Source organism: Citrobacter amalonaticus (assembly GCF_018323885.1).
Lineage (GTDB): Bacteria > Pseudomonadota > Gammaproteobacteria > Enterobacterales > Enterobacteriaceae > Citrobacter_A > Citrobacter_A amalonaticus.
Map to the genome: position 1 here is coordinate 1,975,153 of NZ_AP024585.1, position 17,414 is coordinate 1,992,566.

General features: G+C 53.3%; 16 protein-coding genes. 11 read left to right on the forward strand and 5 right to left on the reverse strand.

Features of this window, described 5'->3' with window-relative positions:
- Window positions 1–3 precede the first annotated feature (3 nt).
- On the forward strand, window positions 4–801 hold the full coding sequence (locus KI228_RS09230) for a metal-dependent hydrolase (protein WP_061070236.1): 798 nt from the start codon (window positions 4–6) through the stop codon (window positions 799–801).
- A gap of 292 nt (window positions 802–1,093) precedes the next feature.
- Window positions 1,094–2,527: a PTS glucose transporter subunit IIBC gene (ptsG, locus tag KI228_RS09235; protein ID WP_042319612.1), complete on the forward strand. Its 1,434-nt coding sequence runs from the start codon at window positions 1,094–1,096 to the stop codon at window positions 2,525–2,527.
- Window positions 2,528–2,587: 60 nt separating this feature from the next.
- Here ptsG and fhuE read toward each other — a convergent pair whose 3' ends face one another.
- Entirely contained in the window at window positions 2,588–4,783 is a 2,196-nt protein-coding gene (gene fhuE, locus KI228_RS09240; RefSeq protein WP_061070235.1) for a ferric-rhodotorulic acid/ferric-coprogen receptor FhuE, read from the reverse strand.
- A gap of 351 nt (window positions 4,784–5,134) precedes the next feature.
- On the opposite strand from fhuE, the gene hinT reads away from it, so the two are divergent.
- From hinT to KI228_RS09280, 8 genes are all read left to right on the forward strand, one after another.
- Window positions 5,135–5,497: a purine nucleoside phosphoramidase gene (gene hinT, locus KI228_RS09245; protein WP_043000975.1), complete on the forward strand. Its 363-nt coding sequence runs from the start codon at window positions 5,135–5,137 to the stop codon at window positions 5,495–5,497.
- Complete coding sequence (locus tag KI228_RS09250) at window positions 5,497–5,871, forward strand: YcfL family putative periplasmic lipoprotein (protein WP_043000974.1); 375 nt, start codon at window positions 5,497–5,499, stop codon at window positions 5,869–5,871. The genes hinT and KI228_RS09250 overlap by 1 nt, the downstream gene beginning before the upstream one ends.
- Window positions 5,872–5,893: 22 nt before the next feature.
- Window positions 5,894–6,526: a penicillin-binding protein activator LpoB gene (gene lpoB / locus KI228_RS09255; RefSeq protein WP_043000973.1), complete on the forward strand. Its 633-nt coding sequence runs from the start codon at window positions 5,894–5,896 to the stop codon at window positions 6,524–6,526.
- A complete protein-coding gene (thiK, locus tag KI228_RS09260) occupies window positions 6,507–7,331 on the forward strand; it encodes a thiamine kinase (protein ID WP_061070234.1) in 825 nt (274 codons plus the stop codon). Before lpoB ends, thiK begins: the two co-directional genes overlap by 20 nt.
- Before the next feature lie 10 nt (window positions 7,332–7,341).
- The gene (gene nagZ / locus KI228_RS09265) at window positions 7,342–8,367 is read left to right on the forward strand and encodes a beta-N-acetylhexosaminidase (RefSeq protein WP_043000971.1); all 1,026 of its coding nucleotides are present in this window, start codon (window positions 7,342–7,344) and stop codon (window positions 8,365–8,367) included.
- Between the two features lie 21 nt (window positions 8,368–8,388).
- On the forward strand, window positions 8,389–8,931 hold the full coding sequence (gene ycfP / locus KI228_RS09270) for an alpha/beta hydrolase YcfP (protein ID WP_043000970.1): 543 nt from the start codon (window positions 8,389–8,391) through the stop codon (window positions 8,929–8,931).
- A 245-nt stretch (window positions 8,932–9,176) separates the two neighbouring features.
- Window positions 9,177–10,481, forward strand: a complete 1,305-nt coding sequence (ndh, locus tag KI228_RS09275) for an NADH-quinone dehydrogenase (protein ID WP_044267520.1) — start codon at window positions 9,177–9,179, stop codon at window positions 10,479–10,481.
- A 185-nt stretch (window positions 10,482–10,666) separates the two neighbouring features.
- Window positions 10,667–11,206: a glycine zipper 2TM domain-containing protein gene (locus KI228_RS09280; protein ID WP_043000968.1), complete on the forward strand. Its 540-nt coding sequence runs from the start codon at window positions 10,667–10,669 to the stop codon at window positions 11,204–11,206.
- A 57-nt stretch (window positions 11,207–11,263) separates the two neighbouring features.
- Here the strand turns inward: KI228_RS09280 and KI228_RS09285 are convergent, their stop codons facing one another.
- Both KI228_RS09285 and comR read right to left on the reverse strand, forming a co-directional pair.
- Complete coding sequence (locus tag KI228_RS09285) at window positions 11,264–13,450, reverse strand: TonB-dependent siderophore receptor (protein ID WP_044257981.1); 2,187 nt, start codon at window positions 13,448–13,450, stop codon at window positions 11,264–11,266.
- A gap of 231 nt (window positions 13,451–13,681) precedes the next feature.
- Window positions 13,682–14,317, reverse strand: a complete 636-nt coding sequence (gene comR / locus KI228_RS09290) for a TetR family copper-responsive transcriptional repressor ComR (RefSeq protein ID WP_044257979.1) — start codon at window positions 14,315–14,317, stop codon at window positions 13,682–13,684.
- Between the two features lie 243 nt (window positions 14,318–14,560).
- Here comR and bhsA point away from each other — a divergent pair, with 243 nt between their 5' ends.
- A complete protein-coding gene (gene bhsA, locus KI228_RS09295) occupies window positions 14,561–14,818 on the forward strand; it encodes a multiple stress resistance protein BhsA (protein ID WP_043001950.1) in 258 nt (85 codons plus the stop codon).
- Between the two features lie 97 nt (window positions 14,819–14,915).
- On the opposite strand, the gene KI228_RS09300 is transcribed toward bhsA, so the two are convergent.
- Window positions 14,916–16,279 (reverse strand): IS3 family transposase gene (locus KI228_RS09300; RefSeq protein ID WP_099433379.1). Its coding sequence is split into 2 segments (ribosomal slippage): window positions 14,916–15,811 and window positions 15,811–16,279, totalling 1,365 coding nucleotides; the frame shifts between segments, so codons are not numbered across the junction.
- An 85-nt stretch (window positions 16,280–16,364) separates the two neighbouring features.
- Complete coding sequence (ldtC, locus tag KI228_RS09305; RefSeq protein ID WP_044254958.1) at window positions 16,365–17,330, reverse strand: L,D-transpeptidase LdtC; 966 nt, start codon at window positions 17,328–17,330, stop codon at window positions 16,365–16,367.
- Window positions 17,331–17,414 lie beyond the last annotated feature (84 nt).

Genomic DNA, 17,414 nt, shown 5'->3' on the forward strand with positions numbered 1-17,414 from the left:
ATTATGTTTTTAGTCGACTCGCACTGCCATCTCGATGGCCTGGATTATCAATCTCTGCATAAGGATGTGGATGACGTGCTGGCGAAAGCCGCTGCGCGCGATGTGAAATTCTGTCTGGCGGTGGCGACAACGCTGCCAGGGTACCGCGGAATGCGGGAACTGGTCGGCCAGCGCGATAACGTCGTTTTCTCGTGCGGCGTACATCCACTCAATCAGGACGAACCGTATGACGTGGAAGAACTGCGTCATCTGGCGGCTGATGACGACGTGGTGGCGATGGGAGAGACGGGACTGGACTACTTTTATACTCCCGAAACAAAAGTGCGCCAGCAGGCGTCGTTCATTCATCATATCCAGATCGGCCGTGAACTGAACAAACCGGTGATCGTCCACACGCGCGATGCCCGCGCCGATACGCTGGCGATTCTTCGTCATGAAAACGTGACGGATTGTGGCGGCGTACTACACTGTTTTACAGAAGACAGAGAAACGGCGGGTAAACTCCTGGATTTGGGTTTTTATATCTCCTTTTCCGGCATTGTGACCTTCCGTAATGCTGAACAATTACGTGACGCTGCGCGATATGTGCCGTTGGATCGACTGCTGGTGGAGACGGACTCTCCGTATCTCGCGCCGGTACCGCATCGGGGTAAAGAGAATCAGCCAGCGATGGTCCGCGACGTGGCGGAATACATGGCCGTATTGAAAGGTGTGGCGGTTGAAGAATTGGCGCAGATCACCACCGATAACTTTGCCCGCCTGTTTCATATCAACGCTTCCCGCCTGCAGTCAGCCTCGTAGTTGAGTTTTTTTAAAGCTCGTAATTAATAACTAAAGCGAGTAAAGTTCACCGCCACAAAGTGGGCGGTGAATGAGCGAACTGACACATTCTGATACCTTTTTTGTCAAAATGTGCAACTTAACGCGCTGTCCAGAGTTGAAACGTGATAGCCGTCAAACTATATTTCGCCGATTTATTTTACTCTGTGTAATAAATAAAGGGCACTTAGATGCCCTGTCCACGGCGGGGTTCTCCCCCCTCGCCAATGCGTGTGAACGTAGAAAGCACAAATACTCAGGAGCACTCTCAATTATGTTTAAGAATGCATTTGCTAACCTGCAAAAGGTCGGTAAATCGCTGATGCTGCCGGTATCCGTATTGCCTATCGCAGGTATCCTGCTGGGCGTCGGGTCCGCAAACTTCAGCTGGCTGCCAGCCGTTGTATCGCACGTGATGGCAGAAGCCGGCGGTTCTGTTTTTGCAAACATGCCGCTGATTTTCGCTATCGGTGTCGCGCTTGGCTTTACCAACAACGATGGCGTTTCGGCTCTGGCTTCGGTTGTCGCCTATGGCATCATGGTGAAAACCATGGCCGTGGTCGCGCCGCTGGTTCTGCATTTACCTGCTGAAGAAATCGCAGCAAAACACCTTGCGGATACGGGTGTACTCGGGGGGATTATCTCCGGTGCGATTGCAGCATACATGTTTAACCGCTTCTACCGTATCAAGCTGCCTGAGTATCTGGGCTTCTTTGCTGGTAAGCGTTTCGTGCCGATCATCTCTGGTCTGGCGGCGATCTTTACCGGTGTGGTTCTGTCCTTCATTTGGCCGCCAATCGGTACGGCAATCCAGACATTCTCTCAGTGGGCTGCGTATCAGAACCCGGTTGTGGCGTTCGGTATCTACGGCTTCATTGAACGCTGCCTGGTACCGTTTGGTCTGCACCATATCTGGAACGTTCCTTTCCAGATGCAGATCGGCGAATACACCAACGCGGCAGGTCAGGTTTTCCACGGCGATATCCCTCGCTACATGGCGGGTGACCCGACGGCGGGCATGTTGTCTGGCGGCTTCCTGTTCAAAATGTATGGTCTGCCGGCGGCTGCGATCGCTATCTGGCACTCTGCGAAACCAGAAAACCGCGCCAAAGTGGGCGGCATCATGATCTCCGCGGCGCTGACTTCGTTCCTGACCGGTATCACCGAACCGATCGAATTCTCCTTCATGTTCGTTGCGCCGATCCTGTACGTTATCCACGCGATTCTGGCGGGTCTGGCGTTCCCAATCTGTATCCTGCTGGGTATGCGTGACGGTACGTCGTTCTCACACGGTCTGATCGACTTTATCGTGCTGTCCGGTAACAGCAGCAAGCTGTGGCTGTTCCCGATTGTCGGTGCGGGCTACGCGATTGTTTACTACACCATCTTCCGCGTGCTGATCAAAGCGCTGGATCTGAAGACTCCGGGTCGTGAAGATAATACCGATGACGCGAAAGCGGGCGCGACCAGTGAAATGGCTCCTGCGCTGATTGCGGCATTTGGTGGTAAAGAAAACATCACTAACCTGGATGCGTGCATTACCCGTCTGCGTGTCAGCGTGGCTGACGTGGCGAAAGTGGATCAGGCTGGCCTGAAGAAACTGGGTGCCGCAGGTGTGGTGGTCGCAGGTTCCGGTGTTCAGGCAATTTTCGGTACGAAATCCGATAACCTGAAAACTGAGATGGATGAATACATCCGTAACAGCTAAGACCTAAGAAGTTGGGGAGAACTAAGGCAGCCGAATGGCTGCCTTTTTTACGGGCTACAATCAGAACTGATAGTTTGCGGTGATGCTCACATTGCGTGGCTCACCATAAACAATCGACCCTTCAACGTTGGTATCGTAGGTTTTATCGAACAGGTTATTGACGTTACCCTGCACGGAGAAGTTTTTGGTTACCTGATAGCGGGTGAACAAATCCACCAGCGCGTAACTGCCTTGCTCAGCACGGAAGATACCGTAGGGCGTCGCGGTATCGGTGTAGACGCGGTTCTGCCAGTTCACGCCACCGCCGACGGTCAAATCAGGTATCACCGGCAGACGGTAGCGGGTGAAAAGCTTGACGCTGGTACGTGGCAGATTCGGATTAACGGCGTTGCCTTCATTGTCTTCTGCGACGTAACGCGTCGCGCCAAAGGTCATCTGCCAGTTATCGGTAATCGCGCCGTTAACTTCGAACTCAACCCCTTTACTGACGGTCCCGTTCGCGGTTTTATAGGCGATTTCGCCATTGCTACCCGGAATCGGTGAACCGGTCGACTGGGCAACGTTATCCTGCTCAATGCGGAACACGGCGAGGGTGGTGGTCAGTCGGCTGTTCATCCAGTCAGACTTGAGGCCAACCTCATAGTTGTTACCGGTGATGGGCGTAAGGTATTTCCCGCCGCTATCGCGTTTATTCTGAGGCTGGAAGATGGAGGTATAACTGGCGTAAGTAGACCAGTTATCATTGATGTCATAAACCAGACCGGCATAGGGCGTAGTGTGGTTTTTTTCCATGCTGTAGCTCAGGGTATCAATACGCCAGTTGGTATAGCGTGCGCCGAGGATCAAGTGCAGCGGATCAGCCAGTGAAACGCGCGTTGCGGCGTACAACGACTTCATGTGCGTGGTGTCGTCCTGGGCCAGTGATTGCGGTGCCCAGTCGGTTTCCGGGAAATTGCCATTGAAGTTATTGAAACTGCCGATCTCATCCGGGAAGACGTTAGCCCAGGAGCTGTAATAGCGGTTGTTCTGTTTGCTGTAGCTGCCGCCGAACATCAGGTTATGCTGACGACCAAACAGGTCATAGCTGCCGTCAGCAAAAAGATCCAGCGCATCGACTTTACGTTTGCCGCTGTTCCAGCCCGTACCGCCCACGTAATCGAACCCCGGTCCATAGTTGCTGTAAGGACCGACCAGCATGCCATCTGCCTTATTCACATACGCATCGACATACATCGTTTTACTGTCGAACTTGATTTCCGAGTGAGTGGCATTCATCGTCGCCTGCCAGGTGTCGGCAAAACGCTGTTTGAACGTGACAAAGACTTTATTGATCTCTTTATCGTTATACGCCCAGTCTGGCGCGGTGCTACGGGCGCGGTCATAGCTGTTTTTGCTGCCATCGGTGTTCCAGCGCGGCAGGCCACCCCAGGTTGGGCTATCCACTCTGATTTTTTGGTACTCATACCCGGCGGCCAGGCTGGTGGTTTCACCCAGGTCAGCATCAATGATGCCAGAGAAGAAGTTTTTCTCGTTGTGATAGCGATCGAGCCAGGAGTCGTTGTCCTGATAACCCGCCACTATGCGGCCGCGTACATTACCGTCATCGGTGAGCGGGCTTTGCAGATCCATCACGTAGCGCTGTTTATTCCAGCTGCCATATTCCGCCGAGACGTTACCTTTGAACTCGCGGCTGGTGGCGTGTTTGCGGATCATATTGATGGAGGCTGACGGGTTGCCGGTGCCGGTCATCAGACCGTTTGCACCGCGTACCACTTCCACGCGCTCATAGAGCGCCATATCGGTGAGGGCGTCACCCAGGTTCCAGCGGGATTCGAACCAGGTCGGAATACCATCAACCATATAGTTATCAATCTGGAAACCACGGGAGAAGTAACTGACGCGGTCAGAATCCGCCTGGCTTTTGCTGATCCCCAGCGTGCTGTCCATCACGTCGCCCAGCGTTTGCAACTGCTGGTCTTCCATACGTTGTTCGCTGACGATGCTGACCGACTGCGGAATATCGCGTTGGGTCATCATCATTTTGGTTCCGGCGGTGGTGGATTTGACGCTGTAATCCTGTTCGTCGTTGTCCGCAAAGGTTGCTGGCGCAGAACCGTCAACAATGACGGTCTCTTCCGGTGTGGTCGCCGCGAAACTCATGGATGGTATCAATGCCATCGCGATGCAGGCTGCCAGCAACGAGGGTGTTGCGCCAGCCTGGCATTGTTCATCCTTGTTGTGTGTTGTGAAAGACATCAGAAAGCCCTTAATAGTGAACGAACTCTGGCTCAGGCCGTGTAAGGTGGCGATGAGCCCCTTTTTATTTTTCTAACCATTTAATACGCATGAAAATGCAAATGCGAAATATACGCATTCATATTTACTCTGTAAACAGATGTAACTTGCTTTCTGAAATCTTGTTTCATTACTTTTTGGCACAGGAGAGGGGATAAATGGTTATAAGAGCGCCATTGTGATGGTTTTTTGCTTAAGAAATCGTGGGTTAAGGTTGAAAGAGCAGGTTTAAGTCGATCATACTCTATACTCGCAATGTGGCTCAGCGTAGCATGACATCACGCATGGCAATTTTTAGAAAAGGAAAACGTCGTGGCAGAAGAGACTATATTCAGCAAGATTATTCGTCGTGAAATCCCTTCCGATATCGTTTACCAGGATGACCTGGTGACGGCATTCCGGGATATTTCACCTCAGGCGCCTACACACATCCTGATCATTCCCAACGTTCTGATCCCGACGGTCAATGACGTCAGCGCAGAGCATGAGCAGGCGCTGGGACGGATGATTACCGTGGCGGCAAAAATTGCCGAGCAGGAAGGCATTGCCGAAGATGGCTACCGCCTGATCATGAATACCAATCGTCATGGCGGTCAGGAGGTGTATCACATCCATATGCATCTGCTGGGCGGTCGCGCGCTCGGTCCTATGCTCGCGCACAAAGGCCTGTCATGATGACCAGAGGATGCATTGCGCTGTCACTGGGTCTGCTCTTACTTGCCGGGTGCCGTTCTCATCCTGAGATCCCGGTAAGCGATGAACAGTCGCTGGTGATGGAGTCGACGCTGCTGGCAGCGGGTATCACCGCGCAAGCGCCGACATTGACCACGTCTGATATTCAGCCCTCTGCATCCTCAACGCTGTATAACGAAAGGCAAAAACCCGTTACCGTTCATTATCGCTTTTACTGGTATGACGCCAGGGGGTTAGAAATGCATCCTCTGGAAGCGCCGCGCAGCGTGACGATTCCGGCGCATTCGTCGGTCACGCTGTATGGCAGCGCCAATTATCTGGGGGCGCACAAAGTCAGACTTTATCTTTATTTGTAAGGGGTGAATCTTGAAGACAAAAATGAGTCGCTACGCATTGATAGCCGCGCTGGCGATGTTCCTGTCCGGTTGTGTGGTGCAACGTGAACCTGCTCCGGTTGAAGAGGTGAAACCCACGCCGGAACAGCCCGCACAGCCGCAAGAACCTGCTCCAGGGGTGCCTTCGGTGCCCACGATCCCGGGGCAGCCGGGGCCTATTGAACATGAAGATCAGACTGCGGCACCGGCGCCGCGCATACGTCATTACGACTGGAATAGCGCGATGCAGCCGATGGTGGGCAAAATGTTGCAGGCCGACGGCGTGACGGCGGGGAGCGTACTGCTGGTCGATAGCGTGAATAACCGTACTAACGGTTCGCTGAACGCGGGTGAAGCCACTGAAACGCTGCGCAATGCGTTGGCGAACAATGGCAAATTTACCCTGGTCTCTGCGCAACAGTTGTCGATGGCAAAACAGCAGTTAGGGCTGTCGCCGCAGGACAGTCTGGGAACGCGTAGCAAAGCGATTGGTATTGCCCGTAACGTTGGCGCGCACTATGTGCTTTATTCCAGCGCCTCGGGTAACGTCAACGCGCCATCACTGCAAATGCAACTAATGCTGGTACAAACTGGCGAGATAATCTGGTCAGGTAAAGGTGCCGTTCAGCAGCAATAATATCCCAGAGCGCGACGCGGTGTTGTCGCGCTACTTTCCGCACTATCGTCCCGTCGCTGAAGGCCAGAGCGGTCTTAGCGGTGGGAGTGTGATTATTGAAAGTCCAACCCAGCGGCTGGTTCTTCGCCGCCATCACGATCCCGATGCGCCGCAAGCGCATTTTTTACGCCAGTATCATGCTTTATCGCGGCTGCCTGAAAGCCTTGCGCCGAAGCCGCGTTTTTACCTGAACGGCTGGATGGCGGTGGACTATGTTCCGGGTGAGATAAAATCCGGACTGCCGGGAGCCGACGAACTGGCGAGCTTACTGTATTATCTTCATCAGCAGCCCTGCTTTGGCTGGCGTATCTGTCTGCTACCGCTGCTGGAACAATACTGGCAGGGAAGCGATCCGGCACGGCGAACACCACGCTGGTTAAGAGAGTTAAAACGTCTGCGCAAGCGAGGGGAGCCTCGTCCGCTACGCCTCGCGCCGCTGCATATGGATGTCCACGCCGCCAACATCGTTCATGGCCCGGCAGGGCTACAGCTGATCGACTGGGAATATGCCGGAGACGGTGATATCGCTCTTGAACTGGCGGCGGTGTGGGTGGACGATGTTGAGCAACACCGGCAACTGGTCGATGCGTATGCCGTTAGCGCACGCATAGACGGGCACAAATTATGGCAACAGGTCAGACGCTGGTATCCGTGGATACTGATGCTGAAGGCCGGTTGGTTTGAATACCGCTGGCAACAGACCGGCGAACGACAATTTATCAGTCTGGCCGATGCAACCTGGCGGCAGCTGGCAACGAAGGATTAAGGAGAGCAGTGTGGGTCCAGTAATGTTGAATGTCGAAGGGTTTGAGCTGGATGCGGAAGAGCGTGAGATTCTGGCCCATCCGCTGGTGGGCGGTTTGATTCTGTTTACGCGCAATTACCACGACCCGGAACAGTTACGTGAACTGGTGCGCCAGATCCGTGCGGCGTCGCGCAACCATCTGGTAGTGGCCGTCGATCAAGAAGGTGGGCGCGTACAGCGTTTCCGGGAAGGATTCACCCGACTGCCCGCCGCACAGTCTTTTGCGGCGCTGCACGGGCTGGAAACAGGCGGTAAACTGGCGGAAGAGGCCGGATGGCTGATGGCCAGTGAAATGATCGCGATGGATATTGATATCAGCTTTGCGCCGGTACTGGATGTCGGGCATATCAGCGCCGCGATTGGCGAACGTTCCTATCATGCTGACCCGATCAAAGCGCTGGCGATGGCGACCCGTTTTATTGACGGTATGCACGCGGCAGGAATGAAAACCACCGGCAAACATTTCCCCGGTCATGGCGCGGTAACCGCCGATTCGCATAAAGAGACGCCGACCGATCCGCGTCCGGAAGCGGAAATTCGGGCGAAAGATATGTCCGTGTTCCGCACGCTGATTACCGAAAACAAGCTGGACGCTATCATGCCGGCGCACGTCATTTACAGCGACGTTGATCCGCGTCCGGCGAGCGGCTCTCCGCACTGGCTGAAAACAGTTCTGCGTCAGGAGTTAGGTTTTGACGGCGTCATTTTCTCTGATGATCTGTCGATGGAAGGGGCCGCGATCATGGGCAGCTATGCTGAGCGTGGGCAGGCATCGCTGGATGCGGGTTGTGATATGATTCTGGTCTGCAATAATCGTAAAGGGGCGGTCAGTGTGTTAGATAATCTGTCGCCGATCAATGCAGAGCGTGTTACACGTTTGTATCATAAAGGTTCATTTTCGCGTCAGGAACTGATGGACTCGGCACGCTGGAAAACCGTCAGCGCGCAGCTCAACCAGTTACATGAACGCTGGCAGGAAGAGAAAGCAGGTCATTAACGCACGTTTGGTGAGGATGCGATGATTATCTATTTACACGGTTTCGACTCTAACAGTCCGGGAAACCACGAAAAAGTCTTGCAGCTGCAGTTTATCGACCCGGACGTCAGACTGATAAGCTACAGCACGCGTCATCCGAAACATGACATGCAGCATCTGCTGAAAGAAGTGGACAAAATGTTGCAGCTTAATGTTGATGAGCGACCGTTGATTTGCGGCGTTGGCCTCGGCGGCTACTGGGCAGAACGCATTGGTTTTCTCTGCGATGTTCGCCAGGTGGTGTTTAATCCGAACCTGTTCCCGTATGAGAACATGGAAGGCAAGATCGATCGTCCGGAAGAGTATGCCGATATCGCCACTAAGTGCGTGACCAACTTCCGCGAGAAGAATCGCGATCGTTGCCTGGTTATTCTCTCGCGTCATGACGAAGCCCTGAACAGCCAACGGTCTTCAGAAGAGCTCCACCATTTCTATGAGATCGTGTGGGACGAAGAGCAGACACATAAGTTTAAGAATATTTCGCCGCACTTGCAGCGCATCAAAGCGTTTAAGACCCTGGGTTGACCCCTTGTCTGTCAGAATTGTCGAATCAAGCCAGCCTTCGGGCTGGTTTTTTTTGCCTGTTTTTCTGGCGTTGTCTATCTTTTCAGCAGCAAAACTTGATACACATCAATTTTGGTATGACCAATGCACCGCATGTGTTATTCTCACTCTCGAAGGACATTTTCATTGTCGTAACTTGTTGTTAATTAAAGGCTATGTTTATAACGTTTAATTAACAATTGGTTAATCATTTTAAGGGGGTCACGTTGACTACACCATTGAAAAAGATCGTGATTGTCGGCGGGGGAGCTGGCGGGCTGGAAATGGCGACGCAGTTGGGACACAAGCTGGGTCGCAAGAAAAAAGCGAAAATTACGCTGGTTGACAGAAACCACAGCCACCTGTGGAAACCCTTGCTGCACGAAGTGGCGACCGGTTCGCTGGATGAAGGCGTGGACGCGCTGAGCTATCTGGCGCATGCCCGTAACCATGGCTTCCAGTTCCAGTTGGGCTCGGTGATGAACATCGATCGCGAAGCGAAAACCATCACTATCGCAGAACTGCGCGATGAGAAAGGTGAGCTGCTGGTGCCTGAACGCAAAATTGCCTATGACACGCTGGTGATGGCGCTGGGTAGCACCTCCAACGACTTCAACACGCCGGGCGTGAAAGAACACTGTATCTTCCTTGATAACCCGCATCAGGCGCGTCGTTTCCACCAGGAAATGCTGAACCTGTTCCTGAAGTATTCCGCCAATCTGGGCGCGAACGGTAAGGTGAATATTGCGATTGTCGGTGGCGGCGCGACGGGCGTAGAACTGTCGGCGGAACTGCATAACGCAGTGAAACAGCTGCACAGCTACGGCTACAAAGGACTGACCAACGACGCGCTGAACGTGACGCTGGTGGAAGCCGGTGAACGTATTCTGCCAGCACTGCCACCGCGTATTTCTTCGGCGGCGCATAACGAATTAACGAAACTCGGCGTTCGCGTACTGACCCAGACGATGGTGACCAGCGCGGATGCGGGCGGCCTGCACACTAAAGACGGTGAATATATTGAAGCCGATCTGATGGTCTGGGCGGCGGGCATCAAAGCGCCGGACTTTATGAAAGAGATTGGCGGTCTGGAGACCAACCGGATTAACCAACTGGTGGTCGAACCGACGCTGCAAACCACCCGCGATCCTGATGTTTACGCGATTGGAGACTGTGCTTCCTGTGCGCGTCCGGAAGGGGGCTTTGTGCCGCCACGTGCTCAGGCTGCGCATCAGATGGCGACCTGTGCGATGAACAATATTCTGGCGCAGATGAACGGTAAGCCGCTGAAAGCATATCAGTACAAAGACCACGGCTCGCTGGTGTCGCTCTCCAACTTCTCGACCGTCGGCAGTCTGATGGGCAATCTGACCAAAGGGTCGATGATGGTGGAAGGGCGTATTGCTCGTTTCGTCTACATCTCACTGTACCGTATGCACCAGATCGCACTGCACGGCTATTTTAAAACCGGTCTGATGATGCTGGTGGGCAGCATTAACCGTGTGATCCGCCCGCGTCTGAAACTGCATTAATCCCGCCTGACTCAGCATCGCCCGTGGGCGGTGCTGAGTGCCTTCTCCGTTCTGCCTCTTCCTTCAGAGTTCTCTGAATCATCCTGTTTTAACGACGACCAACGATATTTTCATCCGCAGTCTGATGGGCTTCTTATTGCATTGGTTGCAAAATTGTAACCAATAGCAAAGAAGGAGGATCTCCCGTGAATAAATCGATGTTGGCGGGTATAGGGATTGGCGTAGCTGCTGCGCTGGGTGTGGCGGCGGTTGCCAGTCTTAACGTGTTTGATCGTGGCCCACAGTATGCTCAGGTGGTTTCTGCAACACCTATCAAAGAGACGATTAAGACGCCGCGGCAGGAGTGTCGCAACGTGACGGTGACGCATCGCAAGCCTGTCCAGGATGAGAACCGCATTACCGGTTCAGTGCTGGGCGCGGTTGCCGGTGGCGTGATTGGTCATCAGTTCGGCGGCGGACGAGGTAAGGATGTGGCAACGGTGGTCGGGGCGTTGGGGGGCGGTTACGCCGGTAACCAGATCCAGGGCTCGATGCAGGAAAACGACACCTATACGTCCACGCAGCAGCGCTGCAAAACCGTCTATGACAAGTCGGAAAAAATGCTCGGTTACGATGTCACCTATAAGATTGGCGACCAGCAGGGCAAGATTCGCATGGATAAAGATCCCGGCACACAGATCCCGCTGGATAATAACGGCCAGCTGATTCTGAATAACAACGCGTAAAAAAGCGGTACTCTGTAAGTTAGCCCCTCATTCGCTCAGGCTGAGGGGCTTTTTTTATCAGAAAGTTAAGGCGTAGTTCAGACCAAAGGTGCGACCCCGGCCCTTATATTCGTACAGCGATGGACTGCCATAGGTTGGGCTGTACAGCAATGGCGCGCGCTGTCCCCACAGGGTGGTGTAATCTTCATCCAGCAGGTTTTCAATGCTGAAGGTCAGTTTGCCCAGCGGGAGTTGATAGCTGCCAATAAAGTCCACGGTGTTATAGCCATCCAGCTTGTTGCCGCTGGCATCGGTGAGATCAAACGACTGTTGGGTCTGAACCCGCAGCGACCACGGCTCGGGCGCCCAGCCGACCCAGGCGGTGGCTTTGGACGGCGACGCAAGCGTTACGTCCCATTTTTCCCATTTCCCGTTCTTTTTCACTTCAGATTTCAGGACGTTAAAGTTCGCACCGAGACTCCAGTCAGTGTCAGGGATGAAGTAATCCGCCGCGCCTTCCACGCCGTAAATCCGGCGATCGTCAGGTTCCACGCGGATCGTCATATCGCTACGGTTAATCACAATCGACTTATCGGACGTCGAATAGTACGCCGCCAGCTGGGTACGCAGATTATCGCCGGTATAACGCCAGCCCAGCTCATACGAATTGACCTTGATCCCTTCGAGACGCGAATCTGCCACGTTCACGCTGCGCTGGAGCTGGTAATGATCGCCCACCAACTGGTAAGTGCCGTTGCCGTAGTATTTCCCGGGATCCGGTAGCTCAACGCCCTGGGAGAAGTTAAACCAAGTCTGCTGGCGTTCGGTGAGATGCGCCAACAGCCCGGCATTGAACAAGAAGTTGTCGTAATCGGTTTTGCCGCCAGGGATGACATCGGCAGAACTTGCTAAACCGTTGGCAATCCCCTGTTGCTGCGCGTAACCCACGAAATCATCAACGCGGTTTTCTGTCCATTGATAGCGCACACCACCGCTCAGAGTGAAGATGTCGTTAATGTCGTAACTGCTTTGCAGGAACGGAGCGAAGTTGGTGATGCTGTATCCGGGATAACGTCCGGTCGTGTAGGCCGTGCGATTGTCCATCCCGCCTGACGGCACAGACCAGGCCAGATCGAAGAACTTCTGGTTGGAGTCGAAGGTTTCATGATCCGCATCGACGCCCCACGTCAGCTCCCAGTTGTCCATCAACTGGCTGTTGAGAGTGATTTTGGCACCGAACTGGTCGGTATCCTGCTGCGACGCCGAGAAGCTGGTCACTTGACCTTTGCTGAGCGTCGGGAAGGGGTAGAACTTTAGCGACTCGTCGCGGTAATAGATTTGGCTGACCAGATTCTGGCCGAAGAAGTCAGCGTCAGAGTATTGCAGGCTGATCAGATGGCGCTCCGTCCCCGGAATACGGTCTGAACTCAGTCCGCTGCGTGTGCTGGCGGTGCCGCTACCGGTAACGGCGGACATGTTTTCGCCCAGGTATAACCCGTAATCTTCATCGCCCTGACTCTTATAGTACTGGGTGACCAACTGTATCTGGCGGTTGTCATCGATATCGAGGGTGCCGGTCCCCATTACGTCCAGACGATCGGAGTGCTGCAGGCCGGTTTGCGTGTTGTCAAGCATCAGGGCATCACCGTTACCGTCGTACCAGCCGCCAAAGCGCTGATAGGCTACGGACAGTCGACCAGACGCGCGATCCGTTCCACCGCTGACCGCGGCGGCAACGCGCTCGTCGTGATCGTTGCTGTTGTTAAAACCCGATTTGCTGCCCAGTTCAAGGTCAACCTGGCGGTCCGGCTGGCCTTTTTTGGTCACAACGTTGATTAAGCCGCCGGTACTGCCGCCGCCATATAGCGAGGTTGCGCCTGAAATGACCTCAATGTGGGCGATGTTAAAGGGATCGATAGAATCCAGCTGACGACTGTCGGTACGTGAAGAATTCAGGCGTACGCCGTCGATCAGCACGACAATCGCACGACCACGCATGTTCATTCCGTAGTTGGTACGTCCCTGGCTGCTGACATCGATGCCCGGAATCAGTTGCGCCAGCACGTCTTTGAACTCTTTGCCGCCCTGAACCTGTTGCTCAATCTCCTGGCCTTCAATGACCCAGGTGGTCTGTGCCATCTCGGCGACGGTTTTCTGGCTACGGTTAGCGCTGACGATGAGGTTTTCTTCTTCTGTTTGCGCCGCCGCAGCGGGCAGAGTCAGGGCTAACAGGACAGGGTTGAGAACCCAAAGACGCTTATTCATTCGCATTCCTTTCTGAAAATATCTGTGCAGGTGAAGGTTTTCACCGGTTGTAGCCGGCTGTTACATTGTGAAACAGATACAAAATCAAATGCGAATATTGCTGATAATAATTGTTATTATCAATGTTTTTTTTACAAAAAAGTGAACCTAACTCAGTGATAACATAAGTTATTATGCGGGAATCATGGTGTGGAAGGACCGGGAAATGACGTTTCCCGGTCAACAAAGCGATCAGGTCTTCAGCAGTTCAGGCCACAGGCGTAGGGTAGTGTGGGTGATTTGCTGCAGCTTGTCGAAACTGGCGCCTTCCCGGGCGCTGATGGACATCCCCTGCAAAATGCAGCTCAGATACTCGGCAAGATGTTGCACATCGCAGTGCGCCGGGATCTCGCCGCGTTCCTGCCGTTGACGAAGAAATTGCGTCAGGGTTTGTTCCTGCATGGCGTGACGTGATTTCACCGTATGCGCAATATCGCGTGACGCGGCGGCAAGCGTCGCGGAGGTATTAATCATAAAGCAGCCAGCGGGGGTGTCTTTGCTGGTGAAACAGGTTGCCACTGCGGTGAAGTAATCCTCCAGTGCCGCTTCAACGCTTTTCTCTTCGCAGAATAACTGCGCTTCATGTTTTGCCGCGAAGCGGGCGATGTATCTGTCCAGCACCGCGCGGAACAGACCCTCTTTATTGGTGAATTCCGCATACAGCGTTGGCGCTTTCGCACCCGTCGCTTCAACAAGGTCAGAAAGCGATGTTGCTTCATAACCGTGCTGCCAGAAGAGTGTCATGGCCTTATCAAGCGCGGCTTCCCTGTCGAACACTTTTGGTCGGCCACGGCTTTTTTTAACACAACCTGTCGATTCAGTTGTCATGATGCCGTTGTACCTTAATGGGCTTAGTGAGCAACCATTATAAAAATAAACCGGCACAGGCTCCAGCGCATTCGTGAGAAAAAGTTTTTCAGCTTAGTTGTATGAAAGATAAGTGCTTTTGTTTTTATATAACGATCGTTATAAAAAATGGATTGACGTGTGACCTGGATCACATCTATCATTTATCTATCGATCGTTAAGTAAATGCTTACGACGCCCAATCATCTGCAAAAGGTCACTATTATGAAAAACGTAAAAACCCTCATCGCTGCTGCTGTTCTGAGTTCACTGTCATTCGCAAGCTTCGCGGCTGTAGAAGTTCAGTCCACGCCTGCCGGTCAGCAAAAAGTCGGCACCATCTCTGCAAATGCAGGGACTAACCTGAGTTCATTGCAGGACGAACTGGCGCAGAAAGCGGATGCCATGGGGGCGAAATCATTCCGCATTACTTCTGTAACGGGTCCAAACAACCTGCACGGTACCGCGGTAATTTATAAATAAGCATTAACCCTCATTGATGCCTGCTGCTGCAAAATAACGTGATAAAAAAAGCCCCGCTGATGTATTGGACTGACCCCATAAATCTGGACAGTTTATATTAAGCGGCCTTCAGAGCCTGGGCCCGGTACTCTACCGGACTCAGGCCTTTTAGTTTCAGGCTTATCCGCTCGTTGTTGTAGTAACGGATATAATCCTCTATCGCCTTCCTCAGTTCGCTGATATTGCTGAACTGACTCAGGTAAAAACACTCCGATTTCAGCGTCCCGAAGAAGTTTTCCATCACGGCATTATCCAGACAGTTTCCTTTTCGGGACATACTTTGCGTCATGCCCTGCGCCTTTAACTTTGCCTGATAGCCTGCCATCCGATATTGCCAGCCCTGATCTGTGTGCAGCAAGGGGGCGTCGTCTGGTCCGAGCTTTAAGAACGCATCCCGCAGCATGGTATTAACCATCTCCATCACCGGCCTTTCCGACAGGCTGTAGGAGATTATTTCCCGGTTAAAAAGATCGAGTACCGGCGACAGGTACAGCTTTTTACCCTGCAGCGAGAACTCTGTAACATCCGTAACCCATTTTTCATTGGCTTTTGATGCACTGAAGTTCCTGCTCAGGATATTGGGGGCTGCCTTGCCTGTTTCCCCCTTCCATGAGCGGTATTTCTTCGCCCTTATCAGAGACCGGAGCGACAGCTCTGTCATCAGCCGCTGCACGGTTTTATGGTTCACCAGCAGACCCTGCTTTCTCAGCGAAAGCGTGATCCTGCGGTAGCCATAACGGCCTTTGTGCCAGGCGTATATCTCACGGATTTTATCTTTCAGCCCGGCATGCCTGTCCACCTGCTTCAGGGCATTCATATTGTAATACCATGTACTGCGGGACATGCCTGCCGCGCGCAGGAGGTCTCGCAGAGCGTGCTTATGCCTCAGTTCACTGATTATCAGGGCTTGCTGCCGTTTTTTTCGCTCTGAACCAAGGCCTTCAACTTTTTTAGATAGGCATTCTCTGCCCGCAGGTAACGGAGTTCAGCCCGGAGTTCTTCGGGGGAGAGTTTTTCCAGTTCTTTATCTGTAGGGGATGGGGGGATTTTTTGTTTTGTCATTTTTCCAGGCCGCCCGCGTTGAATGTTTAGCAGTCCTTCCGCTCCGGCATCGTTGTACACGCAGACCCAGTGTCGGACAAGCGTTTCTGCAGAGAGATTAAACCGGGCAGCTGCTTCACGCATCGTCAGGTGGTCACGGATAACCGCCCGGACGACGACGAGTTTAAATTCAGCTGAATGATGTTTATTTTTCCCTGACAGCCCTTCCATACCGTGGAGTTGCCACGCCCTGACCCAGCGACGGACGGAAGTTCTTTCAACACCAAAACGGTCGGCTGTACGCTCTTCTCCGTCTTTTCCGGACAAATAATGATTAACCACAGCCAGTTTTGTTTCAGGGGAATATTTTGGCTTTGCCATAAAAAACTGCACCTTACTCAGTTGAGTGTCCAACTTTTGGGGTGCAGTCCAGTATTTCAGCGGGGCTTTTTCATGTCCGGAATCGTTACATCGACTGCTGATCCACCTCGCGATGGCGTCGGACATCGACCGGCATCCCGGAGCGAACGTCCATCACATGCTGCATCACCGCCGCGTCCGTCTGTGCGGAATCTTTAAACGATTGCAGAGTGCTGTTCAATACGATAGGCAGAACCTGCGGGTCATCATCAATATTTTTCGACAGCGGCTGGTGGACTTCGACCAGCCGCGTCCCGTCCGGCTCAACCGAGGCTTTGATCGGGGTATTGATGATATTCACTTTGGTGCCCGGTGTAACCTGTCTGAACAGGGTCTCAATATCGCCATCACGCAGGCGGATACAGCCAGAACTGACGCGCATGCCGATACCGAAATCGGCGTTGGTGCCATGCAGCAGATAGACGCCACCATACGCCGCTAAGCGAATGGCATGGTGTCCCATCGGGTTATCCGGTCCGGCAGGCACCACCGCCGGAAGGATAATCCCTTGCGCTTTATAGCGGGCACGGATATTCGCCGTCGGCGTCCAGGTTGGGTTGGCGCGCTTGTCGGAGACGGTCGTGACCATCGTTGGGGTCAGGGTATCACCGCCCAACTGGCCAATGCCGATAGGGTAGACGGTGACCGAATTTTTCCCCGGATGGTAGTAGTAGAGACGCAGTTCAGCCAGGTTGATAACAATGCCTTCACGCGGAGCATCCGGTAGCAGCGTCTGCAAGGGGATGGTCAGCACGCTGCCCGCGCGGGGAACGTAGGGATCCACGCCGGGATTCGCCTGCAACAGCGCGAGAAAACCGACGTTATATTTTTTCGCGATGGCTTCCAGCGAACCTCCGTTATTTTCAACAACGTGGTACTTATTTTCCCCGACCAGTTTGCTGCCAGGCGGAGGAAGAGGCCAGGTATTCGCCTGTGCGGGAAGCGCAAGCGTAATGCTGGCGGCGAGCGCAAAAAAGGCCAGCCAGCGGGAAAGTCGCATCTTGTTCATTATCATCACAAATCAAAGGGTTATTATGCCAGAAGAATCCAATAATAATTATGGCGGGGCGGCGTGTCTTTAAATGCAAGGGAAGTG